This is a genomic window from Luteimonas sp. 100069 (genome assembly GCF_003813845.1).
Lineage (GTDB): Bacteria > Pseudomonadota > Gammaproteobacteria > Xanthomonadales > Xanthomonadaceae > Luteimonas > Luteimonas chenhongjianii.
In genome coordinates this window covers 362,874-388,748 of sequence record NZ_RPFN01000001.1, presented here as the reverse complement: position 1 = coordinate 388,748, position 25,875 = coordinate 362,874, and the positions used below count along the sequence as shown (strand labels likewise).

Here is a 25,875-nt window from a genome sequence, read left to right as displayed (position 1 = left end):
GCGCTCAGGCGAGCACGACCTGCCCGTCGACCACCGCCACTGCGACGCCGCGCAGCGAGGCTCCCTTGCAGGGGCCGGCCACGCACAGTCCATCGTCCACCGAGAAGCTGGCGCCGTGGGCCGCGCAGATCACGTCGCCGGATTTCGATCGCAGGAACTGTCCGGGCGCCCAGTCCAGGCGACGCCCGGCGTGGGGACAGATGTTCAGCCACGCCCGCACCTGCTGTCCCTGCCGGAACAGCATCAGCGATTCCGCGTCGCCGTCGACCAGTGCCTCCACCTCCGTAAATCCGCCATCGGCAATTGCGTCGAGGGCGAGCAGGGGCGCCGCCCTGTCACGTGGCTTTAACGAATGCATTACAACTCCGGGGCGATGTCGACCGATACTGGACACCGGCCAATCGGCCTCATTGTGTCACGACGCTTCTGGAACCCATGTCAAACGCCTTCTTCCGCGACCTGCATGCCCGATTCGACGCCTCCGGCGTGCGCGCGATGTTCGCGCCGCGCAAGCCACGTCACCCGCTGCTGCGAATCGCGCTCGGCCTGGTCGGCGTCGCGATGCTGGCCATGCTGTTGGTGGCCGGCCTGTTCGTCGGCGCAGCGATGATCCTGTTCGGGGTCACCCGTCGTCTGCTTGTACGCCGGCCGGCGGCGCGTCCCGAGACCCGCATCGTGGACGCCGAATACCGCGTCGTCCGCGAGCGCACCCAGGTCGTGCTGCGCTGAATCCCCTGCGCGGCCACGCCGCGCCCGCTGTTGACCCCAACACCCCATTGCGCCGCACGGCGCGAAAGGATTTCGCGATGACAGTCTCCGTGCGTGATGTCGTGCCCGCCATCGAACCCGTCCGCCTGCCGGTGCGCGGCGGCGGTGTTTTCCCGGTGCGTCGCGTGTACTGCGTGGGTCGCAATTTCGCCGACCATGCCAGGGAAATGGGCGCGCAGGCCCCGACATCGAAGGCCGCCCGCGGCACACCGGTGTTCTTCGCCAAGCCCGCGGATGCGGTGGTGACCGCCGCTGCAGTGCCCTACCCGACTGCGACGCAGGATCTGCACCACGAAGTGGAGCTGGTCGTCGCGCTCGGCGCCGACGCGCCGCCCGGTGAGCTTGCGGTCGACGCCGCGCAGGCGCTGGTGTTCGGCTACACCGTCGGGCTCGACCTCACCCGGCGCGATCTGCAGGCCGCGGCCAAGGCCAAGGGTCTGCCATGGGACGTCGCCAAGGGCTTCGATGCATCGGCGCCGGTCGGCGAGCTGGTGCCCGCCGAGGATGTCGGTCCCCTCGCACCGCGCACCCTCTCGCTCGAGGTGAATGGCGAACGCCGGCAGGCATCGACGCTTGACCAGCTGATCTGGGACGTGCCCGAGATCCTGCACGAGCTGTCGAAGCTCTTCGCGCTGCGTGCCGGCGATCTGGTCTTCATGGGAACGCCTGCGGGTGTGGCCGCCTTGCAGCCCGGCGACCGCTGCGTGGCGCGGCTCGACGATGTGATCGAACTGCATCTGGAGATCACTCCGCCGTCGATATAGTCGGCACCGTGTCTCCCCCCAAGTGCAGGAGTGATCCATGGGCATCCTCGCCGAGTTCAAGGAATTCGCGGTCCGCGGCAACGTGATCGATCTTGCGGTGGGCGTGGTCATCGGCGCTTCGTTCGGCAAGATCGTCACCACCCTGGTCGACCAGATCATCATGCCGCCGGTCGGCTGGCTGATCGGCGGCATCGATTTCGCGGACCTTGCCATCACGCTGCGCGGGGCCACGATCGACGCCGCGACCGGCGAGGAGATCCCCGCGATCACGATCGGCTACGGCATCTTCATCAACACCGTCATCCAGTTCATCATCGTCGCCTTCGCGATCTTCATCGCGGTGAAGTTCATCAATCGCCTCAGGCGCAAGCAGGCGGATGCACCGGAAGCCGACAAACCCGCCGAGCCCAGCGAGGAAGTGCAGCTGTTGCGCGAGATCCGCGATTCGCTGCGCAGCCAGCCCTGACTTCTTCGACAGCTTCGCAATTCCACGGGCCGCGCGCACAATGCCGCGGCCCGTTTTCTTTCCGCTGGAGTGTCCGCTTGCGCATCCCGTCCCTCAGGCCGTTGGCCGTTTCCCTGCTGTCGTCCGCGTTGCTCTCCGCAGCGCCCCTGCTTGCGCAGCCGCGCGGGGATGCACCGATGTCCCGGGCATCGATCGAGCTGGCCACGCAGTTGCGCGAGCGCGCGGTGGCCGACGGCACCGCCTATGCGCTGATCGAATCGCTGACCACCGAGGTCGGCCCGCGCCTGCCGGGCAGCGAAGCGGATGCGCGCGCGGTGGCCTGGGCCAAGGCGCGCTTCGAGGCGCTCGGCTACGACAAGGTCTGGACCGAACCGGTGACGTTTCCCAAGTGGGAACGCCGCAGCGAGCGGGCTGCGGTCGTGGGCGCGCATGCGCAGCCGCTGGTGATCACCGCACTGGGCGGCAGCCCGGCCGGCGATGTCACCGCAGAGCTCGTGCGCTTCGACAGCATCGCTGCCCTGGAAGCCGCCGATCCCGCGACGCTGCGCGGCAAGCTCGCCTTCGTCGACGTGCCGATGGCGCGCTCGCGCGACGGCAGCGGCTACGGCGCCGCCGGCCCCGTGCGCAGCCGCGGACCGTCCATCGCCGCCCGCAAGGGCGCGGCTGGCTATCTGATGCGCTCCATCAGCACCAGCCCGCACCGCGTCGCCAATACCGGTATCACCCGCTTCGACGCCGATGTCACGCCGATTCCATCGGCGGCGCTGTCGTCGCCCGATGCCGACCAGCTCACCCGCCTGCTGCAGCGCGGGCCGGTGCAGGTGCACCTGGCGCTGGATGTGGGCTGGAATGGCGAATACACCTCACAGAACGTGATCGCCGAACTCACCGGTCGGGAAGCGCCGGAGGAGATCGTGCTGATCGGCGGGCACCTCGATTCATGGGACCTGGGCACTGGCGCGGTCGACGACGCCTCCGGCGTCGGCATCTCGATGGCCGCCGGCCATCTGATCGCGCAGCTGCCGCAGCGCCCGCGTCGAACCGTGCGCGTGGTGGCGTTCGCCAACGAAGAACAGGGCCTGCTCGGCGCTCGCGCCTACGCCGAAGCGCATGGCGGCGCGGGCGTCATCGCCAGGCACATCATCGGTGCGGAAAGCGACTTCGGTGCGGGCCGCATCTATGGCTTCAACACCAGCGCGCCGGCCGACCAGCGCGCGACCAGCGACGCGATCGCCGAGGTGCTGCGCCCGCTCGGCATCGACTATCTGCAGGACCAGGGCAGTCCCGGCCCCGATATCTCGCCGCTGGCGGCCAAGGGCGGCGCCTGGGGCTGGCTCGGCCAGGACGGTTCGGATTACTTCGATCTGCACCACAACGCCGACGACACACTCGACAAGGTCGATCCAGACGCGGTCGCGCAAAACACCGCCGCGTACGCCGTGTTCGCTTGGCTTGCAGCGGAATCCGAAGGCGGATTCGGCAGCGCGCCCAAAACCGCGCCCTGAGCGGTCAGCGCCGCGCCGCCAGCACCCAGATGCCGCGCGGCAGACCGCACGCGGCATCGCGGACGTAATGCATCCGGGCATGCGCAAAGCCTGCCCGGATCAGCAATGCTGGCAAGTCCCAGCCGAAGTGGTGGAAACACAGCACGCCGCCACCGAGCGGATCGCCATGGAATTCGGCCGGCCCGTGGTGGACCACCTCGCCGCCCTGGCCGAGGCTCGCGATGCGTTTGCTGTGTGCGGCGTCCTGGTAGAACGGCACGGTGGCGATCAGATGACCGCCCGGCCGGAGCACTCGCGCGAACTCGCGGAACGCGGCCTCGGCGTCGGGCACATGCTCGAGCACATCGAGACTCAGGGCCGCGTCGAGGGTGGCGTCCGCAAACAAGAGCCGGGTGACATCGCCCTGGCGTACTTGCTGGTAGACCCCGCGGCGCCACAACCACAGCATGAGCCGCAACCGCCGCAGCGGTGCATGGACGTACTCGGAGCCGATGAGCATCGGGAACCGTGTCCGTAACGCGACATACAGCGGGCTGGCCTGCTCGGTCAGATAGGCGCGCGCCCCCGGATCCAGGCCGGCAGACGCCAGTACCCGCGCCACCGCCCGTTGGCGCGCCATGCACCCACAGGCAGCACAGTGCATGCCCTCGCGGGTATCGGCGGGCTGCATCGGCGGCAGGAACCCGCGTCCCGCGCCACAGGCATCGCAGCGTCCTGCCACGGCCTGGCCTGCGGCCGGTTCGGCGTCTCCCAGGAGCACATCCGGCGCCGCCGCCTGCCAGGCGGCGTAGTCGGACCAGCCTGGATCCACGCTCAGCGCAACCGGGCCGACCATTGCGCCAGCAGCACCGCGGTGGCCGCCGACACGTTGAGGCTTTCGACCTTGCCGCTGCCGGGGATGCACAGGCGCAGGTCACAGGCCTTCGCGAGCTCGGCGTCCATGCCCTCGCCCTCGGCGCCGAGCACGAAGACCAGACGTTCCGGCAGCTCTGCCGCGAACACGTCGTCGCCGCCGCGGACCACCGTGGCCGCGAGCTTGAAGCCGGCGCTGCGCAACTGTGCAAGCGCGTTGTCCTCACGCCCCAGGCGCACGAACGGGACCGCTTCCGCGCCGCCCTCGGCGACGCGCGCGGCCGCGCCCGACAACGCCAGCGGCGAGGTCTTGGGCAGCAGCACCGCGGAGACGCCGAAGTGCGCCGCCGAGCGCAGGATCGCACCGAGGTTGTGTGGATTGCCCACGCCGTCGAGCCACAGCGCGCATGCCGGTCCTGCAGGCAGGGCCTGCAGCCACGTCCCCAGCGACTGCGGCGCCTCACGCAGCACGTCGGCGACGACGCCTTCGTGGTGTGAGCTGGCGGCGAGCTTGCGCAGATCGTCCTCGGCGACCACGCGATAGCCGACCCGGTTCGCCGCGCACCACTTCAGCAGCGGCTGCAACTGCGGAATGCGCGCCTCGAGCAGGTAAAGCTTGCGGATCGCCTCGGGCCGACGCGCGAACACCGCGTCGATCGCATTGCGCCCGTAGAGGCGCATCTCGCGCCTGTCTTCAGCCTCGCCGGCGGCAGCGACGTCGTCGGCACGCGCATCGGGCCGCGGTGCGGCAGCGCGCGGCGGCTCGGGGTTCGGTCGCGCTCGTGCGCCCCACGGGCTGTCGCGTCCCGGCGCGGGCGCTGGAGTTCGGGGTGTGTCCTGGCCGCCACCGGGCCAACGTGATTTCGTCATGTCAGGGAGCCTTGCGCCAGAAATCGGCATTGCGGATCCCGAGCCTGTCGGGATCGAAAACCGGGTCGAGACCCTGCTTCTTCTGCGTCTCGTAATCGCGCAGCGCGAGCATCGCGGGCTTCTGCAGGATCAGGATCGCGACGATGTTGAGCCAGGCCATCAGGCCCACGCCGATGTCGCCCAGCATCCACGCCATCTCCGCGCTGCGCACGGCGCCGAAGATCACCATGCCCAGGATCGCGATGCGGAGCAGCAGCGTACGGCCCGGACGTACGACGTGGTTGTTCAGGTAGGTCAGGTTGGTTTCGGCCATGTAGTAATAGGCCATGATGGTGGTGAACGCAAAGAAGAACAGCGCCGCCGCGACCAGGCCCGCGCCCCAGCCCGGCAGGATCGATTCGATGCCCGCCTGGGCGAAACCCGAGCCTGCTTCGACGCCGGGCAGTGCCTGCTGCAGCACGGTGCCGTCGGGCAGGATCACGTTGTACATGCCGGTCGCCAGGATCAGGAACGCGGTCGCAGTGCACACCAGCATCGTGTCGAAGTAGATCGCCCACGCCTGCACGTAACCCTGTTTGGCCGGATGCGACACCTCGGCCGCGGCGGCGGCGTGAGGCGCGGTGCCCTGGCCGGCTTCGTTGGCGTAGATGCCACGCTTGACGCCCCACTCGATCGCCAGGCCCAGCATCGCGCCGAAGCCGGCGTGCACACCGAACGCGCTCTCGAAGATGATGCGGAACATCGTCGGCACGAAATCGTAGTTGATGATCATCACCGCGACGGCGATGAAGATGTACGCCAACGCCATCACCGGCACGACCAGTTCGGCGAACGCGGCGATGCGCTTCACGCCGCCGAAGATGATCACCGCCAGCATCAGCGCGACGGCGATGCCGATACCGGCCTTGAGCGCGACGCGTGCGTCCATGCCCATCCACTGGCCGCTCAGATCACCGCAGACCGAGGTACCCACGCACGCATTGGCGATGCTGTCGGCGATCGCGTTGGCCTGCACGCCGGGCATCAGCAGACCGGCGGCGATCAGCGTTGCGAAGGCGAAGGCCAACGCGTACCACTTCAGGCCCATGGCCTTTTCGATGTAGTACGCCGGGCCGCCGCGATAGCGGCCTTCGTTGTCCTTTTCCTTGTAGATCTGCGCCAGCGTGCACTCGACGAACGACGTCGAGGCGCCGAGGAAGCCCATCACCCACATCCAGAACACCGCGCCGGGACCACCGAAGGCGATCGCGGTGGCGACGCCGGCGATGTTGCCGATGCCGATACGACCGGCCATCGACATCGCCAGCGCCTGGAACGAAGACACGCCCGCATTCGAGCTCTTGCCGCTGAAGGTCAGCCGGGTCATCTCGACAAAACCGCGAACCTGCATGAAACGGGTCCGGAACGAGAACCAGAGGCCCGCGCCCAGGCACAGCGCGATCAGCGCCTTGCTCCAGATCAGCCCGTTCAATGCACTGAAAAATGTATCCACGATGCGCGATGCTCCCGTCGGGTGGCTGTCGCGATCCCCGCCGCGACTGGCCGACACGATACCCGCATTTCCGCGCTGCGTGCCCCCGCGCCGTGACCTTTTGTCCCGCCCGATCAGCTGCCGGCAGCGCCGCGCAGCAGGCCGAACACGCGCAGATCGTGCAGGCCATCGGCCTTGCGGATCGCGCCACGCAAACGCCCTTCCTCGACGAAGCCGTTGAGCTGCAGGACGCGAGCCGAGGCCGGGTTGCTGTCGAGCACCTGCGCCTGCAGGCGCACGAGCGCCAGGGCCTCCATCACCCATGGCACGTACCGGGCGACAACCTGGCGCATCACCCCGCGGTTCCAGTGCGCGCGGCCGAGCCAGTAGCCGAGTTCCGCCGAATGTGCGCGTTCGCCGGACGGGTCGTGACGCACGCCGATGCTGCCGCAGGCGACACCGTCGATCTCGATCGCCAGTACCGGCTGGATCAGGTCGACGACACGACCGGCGAGAAAGCGCGCGCCGTCGGCGCGCGTGTAGGGGTACGGAAAGCGCTCGCTCAGACCGCGAACAAGCAGTGGATCGTCCGCATGGTGCAGCAGCGCGTCGAGATCATCGGCGCGCCATCGACGGAGCACGAAGCCCGGCCCGACGAGGCGCACCGCATCCCAGCGCGGGGCATCAGGCATGGCCACTGACCACGGGCGTTTCCGCCTCCAGCCGCTCGAGTTCCTGCGCGAGCGCATCGGGCGAGCGCGTGAACGGCGCAAGCAGCGCATAGAAGGCCGGCACCACGAACAACGACAGCAGCGTCGAGAACGCGACACCGAAGATGATCACCACGCCGATCGTCGCCCGGCTGGCCGAGCCCGGCCCGCCCGCGACCACCAGCGGAACCGCACCGACGATCGTCGCCGCGGCAGTCATCAGGATCGGGCGCAGGCGCACCGCCGAGGCCTCGGCGATCGCCTCGCGCACGCTGCGGCCGTCGTCGCGCAACTGGTTGGCGAACTCGACGATCAGGATGCCGTTCTTCGCTGCCAGGCCGATCAGCATCACGATGCCGATCTGGCTGAAGAGGTTGAGCGTGCCGCCGGTTGCCCACAGCCCGAGCAACGCGCCGAGCACCGCGAGCGGCACCGTGAGCATGATCGACAGCGGATGCACGAAGCTCTCGAACTGCGCGGCCAGCACCAGATACACGATCAGCAGCGCCATCGAGAAGGTCAGCAGGACCGCCCCGCCGGCCTCCTGGAATTCCCGGCTCTCGCCCTTCCAGTCGATCTGCGCGTAATCGGGCAGTTCCTCGGCCGCCACCTGCCGGGTCCATTCGATCGCCTCGCCCATCGTGTAACCGGGCGCGAGGCCTGCGGAGATGGTGATCGCACGGAGACGGTTGAAGCGGTTGAAACTGCCCGGCTCGGCGATCTCGCTCAGCGTGACCAGGTTAGACAATGGCACCAGCGCGTTGTCGCGGCCGCGCACGAACGTGTCCGACAGGTCGGACGGTGTCATCCGGCGGTCGCGGTCGGCTTGGAGCAGCACGTCGTATTCCTCGCCGTTGTCGACGAAGGTCGTGACCTGGCGCGAGCCCATCATCGTCTCGAGCGTGCGGCCGATCTCCTGCACCGACACGCCCAGATCGGCGGCGCGGGCGCGGTCGATGTCGACGCGCATCTGCGGACGCGTTTCCTTGTAGTCGGAATCGGGATCCTGGATACCGGGGTTGTCGCGCATGCGCGCCAGGATGCGATCACGCCACTGCGCGATCTCGGCGTAGTCGGGCCCGCCGAGCACCAGCTGGTAGCGCTGTCCACGGCTGCCGATCAGGCCCCCGGGCACGTTGGCGCGCACCTGCACACCCGGCAGCTCGGCAAATTGCGCGCGCAGCGTCTCCACCACGTCGCGCGTGGGCACATCGCGCTCGCGCCAGTCCTGGAGGAACACGATGACCTGGCCGTTGTGCATCTCCTCGCTGCCGCCCCAGCCGCGCGGCACGCGCGAGTTGGCGCGTTCGATCGGCTGGTCCGGGCCGACCAGCGGTTCGAAGATCGCTTCCACCTGCTGCATCTGGGCCACGGTGTAATCGAAGCCCGCACCTTCCGGCCCGTCGACCGTGACGAAGAAGCGGCCCCGGTCCTCGGCCGGCGACAACTCGCTGGGCACCCGCCAGAACAGCAGCAATGCGGCGACCAGGCATGCACCGATCGACAGTGCCAGCAGCAGGATCAGCTTCGGGCCCCGCAGGGAGACCAGCGCATCCACCCGCCGGCCATAGCCGGTGCTGAGACGATTGAGGTGGCGGTTGGTCCAGGCATTGAAGCCGGTCGGCTTGCCGTGCTTGCGCACCAGCTTCGAGCACATCATCGGCGTCAGCGTCAGCGCGATGAAGGCCGACAGCGCGACCGCGCCCGCCAGCGTCACCGACAGCTCGCGGAACAGGCGCCCCGAGTTGCCCTCCATGAAGCCGACCGGCAGGAACACCGCCACCAGCACGGCCGTCGTCGCGATGACCGCGAACGCGACCTGCGCGGTACCGCGCCGCGCCGCGACCAGTGGAGGCTCGCCGAGATCGGCACGGCGCTGCACGTTCTCCAGCACGATGATCGCGTCGTCGACGACCAGACCGATGCACAGCACCAGCGCCAGCAGGGTCAGCAGATTGATCGAGAAGCCGAACATGTACAGCGCGGTGAACGCCGCCACCAGGCAGACCGGCGCGGTGACGGCGGGAATGATCGCCGCGCGCAGGCTGCCCAGGAACAGCCAGATCACCACGAACACCAGCGCCATCGCCTCGAACAACGTCCAGTAGACGCGGGTGATTGCAGAGTCGATGAACACCGTGTTGTCGGCGGCGACGAAGATCTCGGTGCCCTCGGGCAGCGAGGCCTGGATGCGCTCGGCCTCGGCGCGCGCGGCGCGGGCAACGTCGAGCGCATTCGCGGTGGACGTGCGCACGATGCCGAGGCCCACATTGGGCACCGAATTGCTGCGCATGTAGGAACGACGCTCGGCGGTGCCAAGCTCGATGCGGGCGACATCGCCCATGCGCACCACGTAGCCGTCGTCACCGCGGCGGACCGGAATCTGCGCGAACTGGGAGGGCTCGCGGTACCCGCGCTCGACGCGCAGGGTGAAGTCGCGTGTCGCCGATTCGATGCGGCCTGCTGGCAGCTCGACGTTCTCGTTGCGCAGCGCCGCCTCCACGTCCGCTGCCGCCACCTTGCGGGCGGCCATCGCATCGCGGTCGAGCCAGATGCGCATCGCGTAGCGCTGGCTGCCGCTCAGCTGCACGCGCGCGACGCCGTCGAGCGATGACAGGCGGTCGAGCACGTAGCGGTCGGTGTAGTCGGTCAGCTCGAGGGTGTCCATCGTGCTCGAGCGCAGGTTGAGCCACATGATCGCGTCGGCGTCGGCTTCCACCTTGGAGATCTGCGGGGCATCGGCTTCGATCGGCAACCGGTCCACGACCCGGCTGATCGCATCGCGCACATCGTTGGCGGCGGCCTCGATATCACGGGAGAGGTTGAACTCGATGGTGACGTCGGCGCGGCCGTTGCGGCTGCGCGACTCGATCGTGCGGATGCCTTCGATGCCCGCCAGCGCGTCCTCGAGGATCTGGGTGATGCGGGTTTCCACGACCGCGGCCGAGGCGCCCGGGTAGGACACGTCCACCGAGACGATCGGCGGATCGATATTGGGCATCTCGCGCAGCGTCAGGCGGGTGAACGCCATGATGCCGAGGACGACCAGCAGCAGGCTGATAACGACGGCGAAGACCGGCCGCCGGATCGAGATGTCCGAGATGATCATGGCGCGGCCCCGCCGGCCGCCTCGCCTTCATCGACCGGTTGAGATTTCGCTTCCTGCACCGTGCCTTCGACGATCGTCATGCCCGGGCGCAACTTGCCGGTGCCATCGACGACGATACGCGTACCCGGCTCGAGGCCGTTGACGATCTCGGCCAGCCCCTCGCGCCGCACACCGATGGTCACCGGCGTCTGCTCGACGGTTTCATCCTCGAGCACTCGATAGACGAACGTATCCCGGCCCACCTGGATGACCGCGATCTCCGGAATCATCAGGGCCTGGCGCTGTTGCTGCTCGAGCCGGACCTGGATCAGCATGCCCGGGCGCAGGCGCATCTGCGGGTTGTCGAACTTCGCACGCACGGTGACCGCGCGTGTGTCGGGATCGATGCGGGAATCGACGATCTGGACCTCGCCCTCGATGTCGGCGCCCGGATAGGCGGCGCTGCGTCCGAACACCCGTTGCCCGGGCGCGATCGAGGCCAGGCGGACCTCGGGCAGCGGGAAGTCGACATAGACGCTAGCGATGTCGTCGAGCGTCGCGATCGCCGTGCCCGGCGTGACCAGTGCCCCGGGGCTGACCTGGCGCAGGCCCAGCACACCGGCGAACGGTGCGCGGATCGTCCGGTCGCCGATGTTGGCGCGCATCTCGGCCACCTGGGCGCGTGCCGACTCGCGGTTCGCACGCAGGGTATCGATCGAGGCGCGGGCGATCAGCTGCTGGCCCACCAGTTCATTGCCGCGGACGTACTGCTGCTCGGCCTCGCGCGCGGCGGCTTCGGCCGCGCGCAGCGTCGCCTGCTGCTGGTTGCCCGACAGGGTCACCAGCACGTCGCCGGCGGCGACCCGGTCGCCACTTTCGAAATGCACGCGCTGCACCGTCTCGCTGACCTTTGCGGTGATGGTCACCGACTCGCGCGCATTCACCGTGCCCAGCGCCGCGAGCGTGTCGTTCCACTGGCGCGACTCGACGACCGTAGTCGTCACCGGTACCGCGCCCGGCGCCGCCGGACCGCGCGATGGCCCCTGCGCGCTCCCGCCACATGCGGACAGCACGCAGGCGAAGGCAATGCCTAAGAGCCGCAACGACAGGGCGGGATGGGCGAAGTCATGCTTGGACAAGGGAAAACCTGCGGGGGGATACGGAAAAACCGCCCGATCTTAACCGTTGGCCGGTGAGGCCGACCGTGCCATCAGATGGTCGCGAAAAAACAGCGTTCCACGTCAACCGCTGGCTGCGGCGTGCGTTATGGCCCAATCTGCGGTGACCGCGCGCCCGCGCTTCGTCTAAGGCACCCCCATGGCCCTCTACGACAGCATCCTGCAGACCATCGGCAATACGCCGGTCGTCCGCCTGCACCGCCTCGCCCCACCCAACGTCGAACTCTACGCCAAGGTGGAATCCTTCAATCCGGGCGGCTCGGTCAAGGACCGGCTGGCGCTGGCGATCATCCTCGACGCCGAGGCGCGCGGGGTGCTCAAGCCCGGCGGCACCGTGGTCGAGGCGACATCCGGCAATTCCGGCGTGGCGCTCGCAATGGTCTGCGCGGCGCGCGGCTACAAGTTCGTCGCCACGATGGTCGAGACGTTCTCGATCGAACGCCGCAAGCTGATGCGCGCCTATGGCGCCAAAGTCATCCTCACACCGGCTGCCGAACGCGGCAGCGGCATGGTGCGCCGGGCGAAGGAGCTGTCCGAGCAGCACGGCTGGTTCTGGGCCAGCCAGTTCGAGAACCCGGCGAACCCGGCCTACCACCGACAGACGACCGCGGCCGAGATCCTGCGCGACTTCGCCGGCCGCCGGCTGGATCACTTCGTCACGGGCTGGGGCACCGGCGGCACGCTGACCGGTGTGGGCGAGGTGCTGCGGGTCGCGCGGCCGGAAGTAAGGATCACCGCCTGCGAACCTGCCGGCGCCGCCCTGCTGCAGGGCAAGGACTGGGCACCGCACAAGATCCAGGGCTGGACGCCCGATTTCATCCCCGCCGTGCTCAACCGCGACGTCGCCGCCCAGGTACTGTCGATCGACGACGCACTGGCGATCGAGACCGCGCGCAGGCTGGCGACCGAGGAAGGCATCTTCGTCGGCATCTCCGCCGGCGCCACCGCCGCTGCCGCGCTCGAAGTGGCCCGCACCGCGAACGATGGCGACGTGATCCTGACGATGCTGCCCGATACCGGCGAGCGTTACTTCTCGACGCCGCTGTTCGCCGATGTCAGCGAGGGCTCGGACGACGACTGGCTGGCCGGCCTGCCCTGACTCACGTGCCCGATGGCCCGCACGCCGGTGCGGGCCAGGCATTCACCCGCCCGAGGCTAGCCAAGCCACGCCGGTCCGCCACCGACGACCACCACGGCAAGCACCCAGCCCAGCCGGCCGAAGTTGCCGCTGTCGCCGCGCACGACCGTTTCCTGCCGCCTCGCTCAGCAGCGGCGAGCAGTGCCTGACGACCGCTTCGCGCGCCGCGTCCTCGCTCATGCCCGGCTTGACGTCGCGCAGGACGCCTGGCCGCATTTGCCGGTGGCGATCCTGGCGGCCACCTCGCTCGGCAGGGTGCCGGTCGGTTGCGGGGCCGAGCCCCCGGCAGGCTGAATGGGTCGACAGGATCCAGCGCGCCCGAGGGATGCTCGGCCAGCCGCTGCACCGCCGTCCGCGCATCGACGGCCCCGAGCCCGGGATTGGCGTCGTGCAGATGCGGGATGGCTTCGCTGACGCAGCCCCGTCGCAAGGCATCATGGACCGCGAGCGGCACATGCAGACGGCTGGATCTGGAAACAGCATTCATGACGCTTCGAATCGGGCGCCGACAGCCTGGTTGGCGGATCCCGGCGCAGTACTCACCCCGCCTCGACATCCACGCCAGGACGCTGCCGCTCATGCCGATCCTCGAGGCCCGCCTGGCCGACATCACCCGCGTCGAGGCCGACGCGATCGTCAATGCCGCCAACGAAGCCCTGCTGGGCGGGGGCGGCGTGGATGGCGCCATCCACCGCGCAGCGGGCGCTGACCTGCTGGAAGCCTGCCGAGGGATCGCGCAGGTGCGCCCGGGCGTCCGTTGCCCGACCGGCGAGGCCCGCATGACGCCGGGCTTCGCCCTGCCGGCGCGATATGTGATCCACACCGTCGGGCCGGTCTGGCGGGGCGGCGGCGCGGGCGAAGCCGAGGCGCTTGCGGCCTGCTACCGCAACAGTCTCGCGCTGGCGGCCTCGCACGGGCTCCAACGCATCGCATTCCCGGCGATCAGCTGCGGCGTGTACGGCTATCCGCCAGACGCCGCCGTCGCGCTCGCAGTCCAAGCCGTGCGAGCCTTCGAAGGCCCGACTCCGGCGCAGGTACTGTTCTGCTGCCACGACCGCGCGATGCTGGCGCGCTACGAAGCTGCGCTGCGTTCGTGACCGCCTGCGCCGGCTCCACACACAAAGACGCCGGCCCTGGGCCGGCGTCTGCGCAACGCATCGCGGCGGCAATCAGCCGGCGAACTTGCCCTGCGCCGCCAGCCCGTTGTCGCGGGCGCGGGCGTAGACCGTGTCCTGGGCCTTGCGCACGTTGCCGGTGAGGTCCTGCGACCACAGCTTCAGCGCCGCCTGCTGCATCGCGCGCCCATAGGAGAACGAAAGCGGCCAGGGGTTCGGGCCCAGGCGGTTCATGGCGTCGAGATGCGCGGTTGCGCGCTCGTCGGACTGCCCGCCGGACAGGAACACGATGCCCGGCAGGATCGCCGGCACCGAGGACTTCAGGCACATCAGCGTCGCCTCAGCCACTTCCTCGACGTCGGCCTCCTCGTCGCAGTCGCTGCCGGGCAGCACCATCGAGGTCTTGAGGATCGTGCCTTCGAGCATGACGCTCTGGCTGTAGAGCGCATCGAACAGGCCACGCAGCACGATCTCGGTGACTTCGTAGCTGGTCTCGATGTCGTGGTCGCCATCGATCAGCACTTCCGGCTCGACCATCGGTACCAGGCCCTGCTCCTGGCACAGCGCGGCGTAGCGTGCGAGCGCGTGCATGTTGACGTCGATGCAGGTGCCCGACGGCATGTCCTCGCCGATCCGGATCACCGCGCGCCACTTGGCGAAGCGCGCGCCGAGCTTGTAATACTCCTCGAGCCGCGCGCGCAGGCCGTCGAGACCCTCGGTCACCAGCTCGCCGGGGAAACCGGCCAGCGCATGGGTGCCCTTGTCGACCTTGATGCCCGGGATCATCCCCTGCTGGGTCATGTACTTCGCGAACGGCACGCCGTCCCGGGTGGACTGGCGGATCGTCTCGTCGAACAGGATCGCGCCGCTGATGTGCTCCGACAGTTTCGGCGTGGTCAGCAGCAGCTCGCGGTAGGCGCGACGGTTCTCTTCGTTGTTGGCGATCCCCACCTGCTCGAAACGCTTGCCGATGGTGCTCGTCGATTCGTCGATCGCGATGATGCCCTTGCCCTTGGCGACCATGGCCTGGGCGGTTTCGGCAAGCTGTTCGATGCTCATGGGACGGGGAAATCCGGTGCGGGAAGCCGCCGATTATAGCCCGCGGCCACCGGCGCCCCCTGAGCGAAGGCCGGGGTATGGGCTCGCCGGGCTCCGCGTGGAAAACGGACTGGCGGCACGTCCTCTTCGAAGGCCGTGCAGCCCTATTCACCGATCAGCCGCGAACTGCGCAGTGCCGAAGCCCGCTGCGGCCGCGGGCCGACGGAGCAGCCAGCAGATCGCGGCTGGCCTGGACCATCACCCGGCCAGCAGGACTGCCGCCGGGGGTACGCCCCCCGCGCGGCATCGCCACGCCCGCCGGCGACGTCAGAGTTCGCCCAAGCCCTCGGCGCGGCCGTCTGCACCGACCTGCAGCAGACGCAACGTGTTCGTCGCGCCGTGGGTTTCCATGTGCTCACCGCTGGTGAATACGACGCGCTTGCCTTCGCCCAGCAGCCCGGCCTCGACCAGCAGGCGAATGCTGCCGCGCGCGGCTTCGCGCGGGGTCTGACCGCGGCTGTCGTAATTGAACGGGAACACGTCCCGCATCAGCGACATGCGCCGGCGTGCGCCGTCGTGCCGCGAGAACGCATAGATGGATACGCCGCCGCGGAATCGCGACAGATACCGCGCGGTACCGCCGGACTCGGTCATCGCCACGATCGCCGCCACGCCGATGTGCTCGGACAGGAACATCGCGGCCATCGCGATCGCCTGGTCGGCGCGCTCGAGGTTGCGTTGCGCCTTCTCGAAATCGGTGTCCTGCGCGAACTGGCGCTCGGCGCCCACGCAGATGCGCGCCATCGCCTCGACCGCGCGCACCGGGTACGCGCCGGCCGCCGTTTCCGCCGACAGCATCACCGCGTCGGTGCCGTCGATCACCGAGTTCGCGACGTCGAGCACTTCGGCGCGCGTGGGCATCGGGCTTTCGACCATCGACTGCAGCATCTGCGTCGCAGTGATCACCACCTTGTTGCGTGCCAGCGACTCACGAATGATCTTCTTCTGCAGACCCGGCAGTTCGGCATCGCCGATCTCCACGCCCAGGTCGCCGCGCGCGACCATGACCACATCGCTGGCATCGATGATCTCGGCCAGGTTGTCGATCGCTTCGGTACGCTCGATCTTCGAGACCAGGGCCGCGTCGCTGCCATGGCTGCGTGCGATCGAGCGCGCTTCTTCCATGTCTGCGGCATTGCGGCAGAACGACACCGCAATGAAATCGACTCCGATGTCCGCGGCCACCTTGATGAGCTGGCGGTCGTGATCGGTCAAGGCACCGAGCGACAGGCCACCGCCCTGCTTGTTCAGGCCCTTGCGGTTGGACAGCACGCCGTCATTGAGGACGGTCGTGATGATGCGTGCGCCTTCGACGGCGGTGACCTGCAGCTGCATCAGGCCATCGTCGAGCAGCAGGACGTCGCCAGCCTCCACGTCGTCGGGCAGGCCCAGATAGCTGACACCGACCTCGTGGACAGTGCCGAGCGGCGCGTCGGGATCGGCGACGAGATCGAAACGCGCGCCCGCCTGCAGCTGGATCTTGCCCTCGGCGAACTTTTCGATGCGGATCTTCGGGCCCGGCAGGTCGGCGAGGATGCCGATCTCGACGCCGGCCCGATCAGCGGCCGCACGGACGGCCTCGGCGCGCACCCGCTGCGACTCCGGATCGCCATGCGAGAAGTTCAGGCGAACGGCGTTGACGCCGGCATTGATCAGCGCGTCGAGGACGCCGGGGGCATCGGTAGCGGGGCCCAGCGTCGCCAGGATGCGGGTCCGGCGGCGATGCGCCGGAACGGAAGGCAGGTCTTTGGAATTCATAGCGGGATTGTAATGTCCACCGGTGGCCAAGGGCACGTTGCGAGGCAACATGTGCGTCTGACCTGCAAGAGCAGGAGTCCGGAGCTTAACCGGCCCATGGGCAGCTGGGCCAACGCGTTCGCGACGGAAGAACACGTCGCCCGGGCTGCCTTGCCCACACCCGACAGCGCGCGAGCGCGCCGGGCATCGCTGAGCGCAGGCGGGAGTGGCTGACCACGCGCCGCGGGGCGCCGCAACGACTCGGCTTGCAGCGCGCTGCAGTACGCGGGAAGAGGGTGGCCGTGATCGAGACGGAGGTGATCGCGGGCTCTCGGCGCGCGCCCGGCCGGAAAGGGTCGACTGACGGGACGCTCCGGCGCCGGCTCAGCCGAGCGCGGCGACCAGGGCGGCGGGCGAATCGACCAGGGCCTGCGCCCGGCAGCACGCAACTCGTCCGCGTCACCGAATCCCCACAGCACTCCCACCGCGCGCATGCCGTGCTGGGCTGCGCCTTCCATGTCGTAGCGACGGTCGCCGATCATCGTCGCGTCCGCGGCCGCGAGCCCAAGTCGCGACAGTGCCTCGCTGATCAGTTCGCGCTTGTAGCGGCGCGCGCCATGGTCGCTAACCCCGACAACGGTCGAGAACGCGCTGCCGATGAAACGCCTCGGCGAGATGCCGGACGCGGAGGTGTCGACCTGCTGGCGAGCGACTGGTCTGGCGCCCGCCGCCACCATAGCGACCGGGGCCCACAGGCCCCGGCGCCATGTCGAATCAGCTTGAGACGCGACAGCCCTGCACGAAACGGCGATTCTCGGTGGTCTCGCCCCAGCGGCCATCGGCTTCCCCGCAACCGGCGGTCCAGCCACCGACCAGCGCGCCTTCCTCACTGTAGTAATAGAACGTGCCCTGCCAGTTTGCCGATGCGCCCTGGGACAACGCGGACGACGCGACGATCGCCAATACAACCAGTCCTCTGCGAATCATGGTGGAGCTCCTTGGAAGTGGGTGCCGGTCCCCCGCCACTACCATAGACACTCGCCTTGCGCCGGACGTAAAGCCCGCGTCAAGGCCACCATGTCCTGCGTCCCATTTCAGGATGCCTGTGCGCGCGCCTCCAGCGCGGCGACGGCCGGCAGGGTCTTGCCTTCGAGGAATTCCAGGAACGCACCGCCGCCGGTCGAGATGTAGGACACGTCGTCGGCGATGCCGTACTTGTCCACCGCAGCCAGCGTGTCGCCGCCACCGGCGATCGAGAACGCCTTCGACGCCGCGATCGCGCGTGCCAGCGCCTCGGTGCCGGCGCCGAACGCCTCGAACTCGAACACGCCGACCGGGCCGTTCCAGACCACCGTGCCCGCACTTTCGATCAGCGCGCAATAGCGCTTCGCGGTTTCCGGGCCGATGTCGAGGATCATGTCGTCCCCGCCCACCGCGTCGACAGCCTTGACCGTGGCCGGCGCATCGGCCGCGAACGCAGGCGCGACAACGACGTCGGTCGGCACCGGGATCTCGGCGCCGCGGGCCTTGGCGTCGGCCATGATCTGCTTGGCGGTGTCGAGCAGGTCGGGTTCGACCAGGGACTTGCCGACGTCATGGCCGAGCGCCGCGATGAAGGTGTTGGCGATGCCGCCGCCGACGATCAGCTGGTCCACCTTGCCCACCAGCGACGACAGCAACTCCAGCTTGGTCGAGACCTTGCTGCCGGCCACGATCGCCAGCAGCGGCCGCGCCGGCGCGTCGAGCGCCTTGGCCAGCGCGTCGAGCTCGGCCATCAGCAGCGGACCACCCGCGGCGATCTTCGCGAACCGGATCACGCCATGGGTGGAGGCCTGCGCGCGATGCGCGGTACCGAAGGCGTCCATGACGAACACGTCGCACAGCGCTGCGTACTTCTTCGACAGCCCTTCGTCGTCGGCCTTCTCGCCGACGTTCATGCGGCAGTTCTCGAGGAGCACCAGCTGACCGGGCGCCACGTCCACGCCGTCCACCCAGTCGCGTACCAGCGGCACGTCGATACCCAGCAGCTCCGACAGGCGCGCCGCGACCGGCGCCAGCGAATCGGCCTCGCTCCAGCTGCCCTCCTTGGGCCGACCCAGGTGCGAGGTGACCATCACGGCCGCGCCCTGTTCCAGCGCGCGGCGGAGGGTGGGCAACGACGCGGTGATGCGCTGGTCGGACGTGACCCTGCCGGCGTCGACGGGCACGTTGAGATCCTGACGGATCAGCACGCGCTTGCCGGAGAGGTCGAGATCGGTCATGCGGATGATGGTCATGGTTCTGGACTCGCTGGAATGGTTGAAGAGGTCTGCGCCATGCGATGGCGCTGGACGCGCGGCGCAGCCGGCCAGCCTTCAGGCACGGCGCAGGGCTTGCGGCACAGAGTGAAGAGCAGAAGCCAAGGCGGAGTTCGACCGCGTGCCGGCGGCTACCCCGATACAGGAAACCCCGCCTGCGCGGGGCTTCCCGGTCCTGCGGATGACGCGGCGATTACTTCGCCGCGACCACGCGCACCATTTCCAGGCACTTGTTCGAATAGCCCCACTCGTTGTCGTACCAGCCGACCAGCTTGACGAAGGTCGGATCCAGGGCGATGCCGGCGTCGGCATCGAACACGGAGGTGCAGGTCTCGCCGCGGAAATCGGTGGCGACCACCTTGTCCTCGGTGTAGCCCAGCACGCCCTTCAGCGCGCCTTCGCTCTGCGCCTTCATCTCGGCGCAGATCTCCTCGTAGCTCGCCGGCTTCTCGAGCTCCACGGTCAGGTCGATGACCGACACGTCCGAGGTCGGCACGCGGAAGCTCATGCCGGTGAGCTTCTTGTTGAGCTCGGGGATCACCACGCCCACGGCCTTGGCCGCGCCGGTGCTGGAGGGAATGATGTTCTCGAGAATGCCGCGGCCGCCGCGCCAGTCCTTGTTGCTCGGCCCGTCGACGGTCTTCTGGGTTGCGGTTGCCGCGTGCACGGTGGTCATCAGGCCGCGCTTGATGCCCCACTTGTCGTGCATGACCTTGGCGATCGGCGCCAGGCAGTTGGTGGTGCACGAGGCATTGGAGATGATCGCCTCGCCCTTGTAGGTCGAATCGTTGACGCCGAAGACGAACATCGGCGTGTCGTCCTTCGACGGCGCCGAGAGGATCACCTTCTTCGCGCCGGCGTCGATGTGCTTCTGCGCGGTCTCCTTGGTCAGGAACAGGCCGGTGGATTCGATCACCACCTCGGCGCCCACCTCGTCCCACTTCAGGTTGGCGGGGTCGCGCTCCTGGGTCAGGCGGATCCTCTTGCCGTTGACCAGCAGGGTGTCGCCATCCACCGATACCTCGCCCTTGAAGCGGCCGTGCACCGAGTCGTAGGACAGCATGTAGGCCAGGTAGTCGGGCTCGAGCAGGTCGTTGATCGCGACGATCTCGATGTCGTCCTCGAAGTTCTCAACCGCAGAACGCAGCACGTTGCGGCCGATGCGGCCGAAGCCGTTGATGCCAACCTTGATCGCCATGAATCCGAACTCCTGCAACCGCGCGTACGCGGCAAAAGTGGAAGGAAACGCGACCGCGCGGCGCCTCGGCGCCAGCCCGGACTGCGATGCGCAGTCTAACAGCCGGGCCCCCAACCCCGACGCACCCGGGATCGGCGTGCTGCGCAATGATCGTGATCAAGGCGGCCAGGACGCGCGGCCTCGAAACTGGTCGCATTCACCCAGACCGGAACCTCCAATGCGTCCCATGCCGCTCGCCCTGCTGGCCCTCGCCTGCGCCCTGCCGACCCTGCCCGCCGCCGCCCAGTCCGCCGGTGACTGGACCGTCGCACTCGGCGTCCACCAGGTCGCGCCGAAATCCGACAACGGACGGCTCGCCGACGGCGCCCTGCCCCTCTCGGTCGGCAACAGCACACGGCCCACCATCGCCGTCGAATACTTCGTGCGCGACCGTGTCGGCATCGAGCTGCTCGCCGCCACCCCGTTCCGCCACGACCTCGATATCGAAGGCCTCGGCCGCATCGGCAGCACCAAGCACCTGCCCCCGACGCTGAGCCTGCAGTACCACTTCAGCCCGCAGTCGCGTATCGCTCCGTTCCTCGGCGCCGGCATCAACTACACGACGTTCTTCGAAGAGGAAACGCGCGGCGCCCTGGCGGGCTCGAGGCTGGCTCTCGGCGATTCCTGGGGCCTGGCACTGCATGCGGGCCTGGACATGAAGGCCGGACCCGGCAAGCTGCGCGTGGACGTGCGCTGGATGGATATCGACAGCGAGGTGCGGGTCGATGGGACAAAGCTAGGGAGAGCGCAAATCGATCCAATCGCATATGGCGCGGCATATGTGATCGGTCTCTGACAGCTGCTTTCAGCACGTCTGATAAGCAATGGCGCAGTCACTTCCTCCGCCGAACTTACGGCAATTTTGCAACGCAAGTTTATCGGCATTTCGCTGGCGGGATCTCGATGCACTGCCCCAATGCCCACCCCCGCTTGCAAGGGCAAAACAGGCATTGCGAAAAGTCATTCGCGGCTCACAATCCTTACCCCCGAGATTGCGGCACATTTCCAGGGCTTCCTGCCTTGCGGATTGTTCATCAATGCCATCCACAGCAACGGCAAAAACCTGGAACGGGCGACTGATTGCCAATGCGCCCCAACCTCCGCCCCGATCATGCCGCGGAATCGTATCGCCGTAGCCGAGCGCGGGCAGCACGACGGTGTCCCGATAATGCTGGGACGTAGGATCCTGCGCATACGTAAAGCCCGCAATCGCTATCAGCAAAAAAAACAAAGATGGAGAACACTGAAGCCTATTCTTCATAGCTCACTCCCTTGAGCGTAACGCTGCGGTTTAACCACCATCGGTGGTTCTCGTCACAGGTGGCCGATGTGCGATGCGTTGCTCGTAGTCGGTTTGCTGCCCCGAACTGTTCCGACCCAGCGTACCAAAGCTCGAATGTGCCGCGAACTGGCCCAGCGTGCCGTTGAAGAACATGGCCGCCATCGGCGGCGCCATGACCATCAAGACCGACATCAACAGACCGATACCCCCTTGCTGCATTGCCGCCGCATTGAGCCCTCCCGCGTTCAGACCGAGCGCGTCGAGGGCCGGGGAGGCGATGAGGACGTACTGCGCAAGCAGCGCCGCGGACGTGATGCCCACGAGTTTCGTCGCGACCGCAACCATGAAAGACAGGACGCCAAGGCTGAACATGGTGCCCAGTCCATAGAGCAGCCAGCGTTTGAACAGGTCCTTCGTCTGATCGAACATCAGGCTCATGATGAACAACGGTCCGAAGCCTACGAACAGGACCAATGCGATCTTGTAGAGCAACAGCATCGCGCCGCCCACCACTGACGGGCCCGCGATACCGATACCCAGCAGGGTAATGGTGCGCGTCTGGTTCTCCTGGTTCTGGGAATCGTCGGCGCCGACGCCGATGGTGTCGATCAGGGCGAAGATCAGCCCCATCTTCTTGAGGTTCTTGTCGATCGAGTCCTCGGGCTTTTCGTCGCTGCCGCTGACGATGGTGTTGATGGACCGCGGCAATCCGTCGGCGAGGAATTTGGTCAGGTCCGTGCCGGCGAACGACATCGCGGTGGCGGCCGACAGGATGAGGAAGACCCGCAGCGAGCCCACGACCAGGCCCATCATCGATTCCCGGCTGCGGCCGGTGACGATGAGGAAGCCTTGCATCAGCACCCACAGCGTGCACAACGTCAGCGCCAGCCCGCTGACGAACTGGGTACCGCGGGCGATCAGCCCGCTCTGGAATCCTTCGATCTGATTGTTCACGAACTCGAAGATCAGGGCGAAGAACGCCCACTGCGCGAGACTGGCCAGACCGTCCATGTCGGAGCTCCCGATGCCTACATCGATGGCGTGGGAAGGTCCACGCTGCCCCCGCCTTTGAACAGGTTGCGCGTGAGCGCGACCTGCGTATGCCGGATGTGCGCGATCCGGGCCTCGTAGGCACGCATGTACGTCTGGTAGCGATCGCGGTCGTTGTCCATCAGCGCCGTCAGCGCCAGCAGCTCGTTGGAGTTGGACTGCAGATCGGCGTAGTCCTCCGGGCCGAGTGCGCGGCGCCGCTGCTCGATCTCCGTCAGGCGCGCGTGATGCGCCGCAGCCCGCTCGAACATCTGCAAAGAGAACGCATACTGCGCCCGCTCGGTCTGCACGAGCTCACGGCAGAGCTGCTGCTGTTGCTGGCCCAGGATACTGAGCACGCCAGCCGGGCACATCCTGCTGATCGTGGTCTGCGCTGCGCTCAACGCCGCAACATCCAGCCTCGCGCCACCGACGGGTTCGGCGACGAGCGCCGTCGTTGGTTCGCTCGGCGCATGGTCCACGCGCAGCCGTACGGCCACCTTCTGCAGCTCGCCGACAACCGTGTTGTTGGCACTCCCACCAACGCGGTCGCGAAGCTCGCGCACCTGCTGATGGGTGTCGCGATCGTGGACCTGCCACGCCGCGGCTGCGGCGCCGGTCGCGAGCACGGCGAGTCCGGCGAGCGCGTAAACGAGTCCGGGCCGCACACGGGGCCAGGCGGGGCGCAAACCGAACACGTGCCCGAGTCCGGCTGTGAAACCGCGCGGGCCTTGCGTGGTCCTGGAGGTCATCGATCCATCTCCTCTGGTCATGATCGTCACGCATCGGACGTGCGGGACGACGCGGGATCCTGCTGGCGGCCGGCCCGGGTACCGGAAGCCCCCTCGGGGGCACGCCCGGTGCCTTTGCGCTGCGCATAGAAGTCCGGCAACCAGCCGTCGGGGGTGAGCTCGGCCGGGTCGACGCCGAGGGCCCTGGCGCGCTCGGCTACAAGGCGGTGCATCAACTCGATGTTGTCGGTACTGGCGGAGATGACCGCCAGCGCATCGTCCATGCCGCGCAGATTCAGCTGGCAGACCGTAGAGGCATGGCCCTGCTTGACGAGGAAACAGCGTGATCGCTCGTCGAGCGACCGGACGACCTCGAATTCCGCGTCGGTCAACTTCAGGCCGTCCACGTAGTCCGTCCGGGCTGCATTCGGATTGGGCAACAGGATCAGCGTCGCGGTCTGTTCCACGAGCGCCGCGGAGATATCGCTCGACAGGGCGTCCTCTGGGCTCTGGGTCGCGAAGATCCCGAGGCCATTCTGCTTGCGGATCGTCTTCTGCTTGTTCTTGGCGAATTCCTTCAGCGCGCCTCCGCCGTCGAGGATCTTCCAGAACTCGTCCATGACATAGATCAGTGGGCGTCCGTCGATCAGGGCTTCCAGCCGATGCAGCAGGTAAGCCATCACCGGCACCCGCACCTCGGCGTTGTCGATGACATCCGTGTAATCGAATCCGATGATGCTGGCACGGTGCATGTCGATGACATCGACAGGATTGTCGAAGACCCAGCCGAGCGCATTGCCGGCCGTCCACTTGCGCAGCCTGGCATAAAGCCCGTCGTCGCCCATATTGGGCAGGCTCTTGTGGAAATTTCCCATCGACCGCAACGGAAGTGGCATGTCGAGCAGGCTTTCCACCGCACGGTGGATGTCTTCGTCCTCGCGTGCGGTGTAGTGCTGCTTGCCCGCGAGCGTCCTTACCAGCCCTGCGAGGAACTGCGCGTTTGCATCATTGCGTTCGCACTGGAACGGATTGAAGCCTGTGGGCGCGCCGTTTTCCAGCGCGAGGTAGGCGCCACCGCAGGCGCGGACGAAGATCTCGGCGCCCCGGTCCTTGTCGAAGAAGAAGATTGTCGGCACCGGATCGAACTTCTGCGCCTGACTCAGCAGAAAGTTGATCAGCGCGGTCTTCCCGGTGCCGGACTTGCCGATCACCATAGTATTGCCGATGGCTTTCTCCCCGACCGAGTCCTCGGCCGGGTGAGTGGCGTGGAAGTTGAAGTGGTAGGGCTGGCCGTTCGTGGTCTGCAGGGTGGTGACCGCATCGCCCCATGGATTCCGGTCTGGTTTGCCTGTCGCAAAATTATGCAGCGGCGAAAGCCCGAGGAAATTCAGCGAGCTGACATTGGCCAGCCGGGTCCGGAACTTCCAGTTGGCTGGCAACTGCGAATAGAACGAAGCGCTGACGGCCAGATCCTCCTTGACCGAGACGAAGCCGGCATTCGAAAGCTCGGCCCGGGCACTCGCGATCTGCTGGGACAGCGTCGCCTGGTCGGGGGCATACAGCGCCATGATGAAGTGATACTCGCCGAGCACGAAGTTGCCCGATGCAATCTCGTCCATCGCCTGGTCGAGCTCCACGATCTGGCTGACCGCCTTGTCCCCGGACGAGATCATCATGCCCTTGGTCCGGTCGAGCACCTTGAGGGCGTCCTGCCGGCCCATCGGACTGAAGGAATGCGTGATCACGTACTCGAAGTCGAGATATTTCAGGGCATTGAGAATTCCCGGATAGGTCGCATCGGTGTATTCCTTGATATTGAGGATCGCGCCGAACTGGTGCCCGCCACCGGGGACACCGATGACGAAATCGCCGGTCCGGGCTGAGAAGGTGTGCCGGCTGACCGCGAGGTAGTCACACACTGGCGCGCGCAGGACCGGCACAGGCTCGTCGATCCGGTTCAACAGATAGGCGAGCAACTCCAGCGCCTCGGAGAACACCACGCCATTGGCACCCTCGTACATGCCCAGCCGACGCGGTGCGTAATCCTTCAGTACTGCCTCCACGTTGTCCGCAAGTTCGGCAAGCGCGGAGACGCACCGCTCCTGCGTGGCCTGGAGACGCTTGAGATCCGCGGACTTCTCGGCGAACGACTTGCCGGTGACGATTGGCCGGTAGATCAGTGTCAGATACAGCTCGTTCTGCATGATCTTCTGCCCCGACAGCGCGGCGAAGTACCCGTCCGACAGGGTCTGGTTGAAAGCCTGTGCGAAGCGGGCGGTCGTAGCGATGCGACCTCGCCTGCGCACGTCGTGCACCCAGAACGCGACGTTGACGAAGTCGGGCGCACGCAGCGTCTGCAGCATGCGGTTGAAGGTGCCGTGCCTGTGCTCGAGCTCCCAGGCTTCGCGGCCCACGAAGGGCAGACCAGAGAGGCGCCAGATCAGCAGATAGTCCCCGCCGGTGGTCTTCACCGCATGCGGCGACACGTGCGCTGAATAGGGCACGAATTCGGAGATTGCGGTCGCGGGCGCACGCATGG

The 25,875-nt window shown here is 67.5% G+C and carries 24 protein-coding genes; 7 read left to right on the top strand and 17 right to left on the bottom strand.

Annotated features, from left to right (window positions below; genetic code table 11):
• Positions 1–4: 4 nt before the first annotated feature.
• Positions 5–358 carry a Rieske (2Fe-2S) protein gene (locus EGK76_RS01710; protein ID WP_096299692.1) on the bottom strand — a complete coding sequence of 118 codons (354 nt, stop codon included), beginning with the start codon at positions 356–358 and terminating at the stop codon, positions 5–7.
• Positions 359–435: 77 nt separating this feature from the next.
• Between EGK76_RS01710 and EGK76_RS01705 the strand changes: the two genes are divergently transcribed.
• The 4 genes from EGK76_RS01705 (at position 436) to EGK76_RS01690 (ending at position 3,503) form a co-directional block, all read left to right on the top strand.
• A complete protein-coding gene (locus tag EGK76_RS01705) occupies positions 436–729 on the top strand; it encodes a hypothetical protein (protein WP_096299693.1) in 294 nt (97 codons plus the stop codon).
• A gap of 77 nt (positions 730–806) precedes the next feature.
• Positions 807–1,532: a fumarylacetoacetate hydrolase family protein gene (locus EGK76_RS01700; RefSeq protein ID WP_199730832.1), complete on the top strand. Its 726-nt coding sequence runs from the start codon at positions 807–809 to the stop codon at positions 1,530–1,532.
• A gap of 37 nt (positions 1,533–1,569) precedes the next feature.
• Positions 1,570–1,998: a large-conductance mechanosensitive channel protein MscL gene (gene mscL, locus EGK76_RS01695; protein ID WP_123831408.1), complete on the top strand. Its 429-nt coding sequence runs from the start codon at positions 1,570–1,572 to the stop codon at positions 1,996–1,998.
• A 128-nt stretch (positions 1,999–2,126) separates the two neighbouring features.
• Positions 2,127–3,503, top strand: coding sequence for a M28 family peptidase (locus tag EGK76_RS01690; protein WP_233580186.1), 1,377 nt, complete (start codon positions 2,127–2,129; stop codon positions 3,501–3,503).
• Between the two features lie 4 nt (positions 3,504–3,507).
• Here EGK76_RS01690 and EGK76_RS01685 read toward each other — a convergent pair whose 3' ends face one another.
• From EGK76_RS01685 to EGK76_RS01660, 6 genes are all read right to left on the bottom strand, one after another.
• Positions 3,508–4,338, bottom strand: a complete 831-nt coding sequence (locus tag EGK76_RS01685; protein ID WP_123831406.1) for a class I SAM-dependent methyltransferase — start codon at positions 4,336–4,338, stop codon at positions 3,508–3,510.
• Positions 4,317–5,225: a TrmH family RNA methyltransferase gene (locus tag EGK76_RS01680; protein ID WP_123831404.1), complete on the bottom strand. Its 909-nt coding sequence runs from the start codon at positions 5,223–5,225 to the stop codon at positions 4,317–4,319. Before EGK76_RS01680 ends, EGK76_RS01685 begins: the two co-directional genes overlap by 22 nt.
• Before the next feature lies 1 nt (position 5,226).
• The gene (locus EGK76_RS01675) at positions 5,227–6,720 is read right to left on the bottom strand and encodes an alanine/glycine:cation symporter family protein (RefSeq protein ID WP_343205618.1); all 1,494 of its coding nucleotides are present in this window, start codon (positions 6,718–6,720) and stop codon (positions 5,227–5,229) included.
• A 110-nt stretch (positions 6,721–6,830) separates the two neighbouring features.
• Complete coding sequence (locus tag EGK76_RS01670) at positions 6,831–7,388, bottom strand: GNAT family protein (RefSeq protein WP_096300694.1); 558 nt, start codon at positions 7,386–7,388, stop codon at positions 6,831–6,833.
• Entirely contained in the window at positions 7,381–10,515 is a 3,135-nt protein-coding gene (locus EGK76_RS01665) for an efflux RND transporter permease subunit (protein WP_123831400.1), read from the bottom strand. The genes EGK76_RS01670 and EGK76_RS01665 overlap by 8 nt, the downstream gene beginning before the upstream one ends.
• Positions 10,512–11,633: an efflux RND transporter periplasmic adaptor subunit gene (locus tag EGK76_RS01660; RefSeq protein ID WP_233580130.1), complete on the bottom strand. Its 1,122-nt coding sequence runs from the start codon at positions 11,631–11,633 to the stop codon at positions 10,512–10,514. Before EGK76_RS01660 ends, EGK76_RS01665 begins: the two co-directional genes overlap by 4 nt.
• 178 nt (positions 11,634–11,811) lie before the next feature.
• Between EGK76_RS01660 and cysK the strand changes: the two genes are divergently transcribed.
• Both cysK and EGK76_RS01650 read left to right on the top strand, forming a co-directional pair.
• Positions 11,812–12,771: a cysteine synthase A gene (gene cysK, locus EGK76_RS01655; protein WP_123831398.1), complete on the top strand. Its 960-nt coding sequence runs from the start codon at positions 11,812–11,814 to the stop codon at positions 12,769–12,771.
• Positions 12,772–13,388: 617 nt separating this feature from the next.
• On the top strand, positions 13,389–13,907 hold the full coding sequence (locus tag EGK76_RS01650) for an O-acetyl-ADP-ribose deacetylase (RefSeq protein WP_123831396.1): 519 nt from the start codon (positions 13,389–13,391) through the stop codon (positions 13,905–13,907).
• A gap of 72 nt (positions 13,908–13,979) precedes the next feature.
• Here EGK76_RS01650 and EGK76_RS01645 read toward each other — a convergent pair whose 3' ends face one another.
• The 6 genes from EGK76_RS01645 to gap form a co-directional block, all read right to left on the bottom strand.
• The gene (locus EGK76_RS01645; RefSeq protein ID WP_123831395.1) at positions 13,980–14,984 is read right to left on the bottom strand and encodes a class I fructose-bisphosphate aldolase; all 1,005 of its coding nucleotides are present in this window, start codon (positions 14,982–14,984) and stop codon (positions 13,980–13,982) included.
• 306 nt (positions 14,985–15,290) lie between these two features.
• Positions 15,291–16,781, bottom strand: a complete 1,491-nt coding sequence (pyk, locus tag EGK76_RS01640) for a pyruvate kinase (protein WP_123831393.1) — start codon at positions 16,779–16,781, stop codon at positions 15,291–15,293.
• Entirely contained in the window at positions 16,778–17,497 is a 720-nt protein-coding gene (locus EGK76_RS15595; protein WP_233580129.1) for an HAD hydrolase-like protein, read from the bottom strand. Before EGK76_RS15595 ends, pyk begins: the two co-directional genes overlap by 4 nt.
• A 37-nt stretch (positions 17,498–17,534) precedes the next feature.
• Complete coding sequence (locus EGK76_RS01630) at positions 17,535–17,747, bottom strand: DUF6289 family protein (protein ID WP_123831390.1); 213 nt, start codon at positions 17,745–17,747, stop codon at positions 17,535–17,537.
• Between the two features lie 107 nt (positions 17,748–17,854).
• Complete coding sequence (locus EGK76_RS01625; RefSeq protein WP_123831389.1) at positions 17,855–19,036, bottom strand: phosphoglycerate kinase; 1,182 nt, start codon at positions 19,034–19,036, stop codon at positions 17,855–17,857.
• Between the two features lie 214 nt (positions 19,037–19,250).
• The gene (gene gap, locus EGK76_RS01620; protein ID WP_096300696.1) at positions 19,251–20,255 is read right to left on the bottom strand and encodes a type I glyceraldehyde-3-phosphate dehydrogenase; all 1,005 of its coding nucleotides are present in this window, start codon (positions 20,253–20,255) and stop codon (positions 19,251–19,253) included.
• A 217-nt stretch (positions 20,256–20,472) separates the two neighbouring features.
• On the opposite strand from gap, the gene EGK76_RS01615 reads away from it, so the two are divergent.
• A complete protein-coding gene (locus EGK76_RS01615; protein WP_096299716.1) occupies positions 20,473–21,090 on the top strand; it encodes an OmpW family outer membrane protein in 618 nt (205 codons plus the stop codon).
• Between the two features lie 9 nt (positions 21,091–21,099).
• Here EGK76_RS01615 and EGK76_RS01610 read toward each other — a convergent pair whose 3' ends face one another.
• Genes EGK76_RS01610 through EGK76_RS01595 form a run of 4 tightly spaced genes read right to left on the bottom strand, consistent with a single transcriptional unit; the run spans position 21,100 to position 25,873 of the window.
• Complete coding sequence (locus EGK76_RS01610) at positions 21,100–21,555, bottom strand: DUF4189 domain-containing protein (RefSeq protein ID WP_096299718.1); 456 nt, start codon at positions 21,553–21,555, stop codon at positions 21,100–21,102.
• A 30-nt stretch (positions 21,556–21,585) separates the two neighbouring features.
• Complete coding sequence (locus EGK76_RS01605) at positions 21,586–22,587, bottom strand: type IV secretion system protein (RefSeq protein WP_096299720.1); 1,002 nt, start codon at positions 22,585–22,587, stop codon at positions 21,586–21,588.
• Between the two features lie 17 nt (positions 22,588–22,604).
• Complete coding sequence (locus EGK76_RS01600) at positions 22,605–23,387, bottom strand: hypothetical protein (protein ID WP_123831387.1); 783 nt, start codon at positions 23,385–23,387, stop codon at positions 22,605–22,607.
• Positions 23,384–25,873, bottom strand: a complete 2,490-nt coding sequence (locus EGK76_RS01595) for a VirB4 family type IV secretion/conjugal transfer ATPase (RefSeq protein ID WP_123831386.1) — start codon at positions 25,871–25,873, stop codon at positions 23,384–23,386. The genes EGK76_RS01600 and EGK76_RS01595 overlap by 4 nt, the downstream gene beginning before the upstream one ends.
• Positions 25,874–25,875 lie beyond the last annotated feature (2 nt).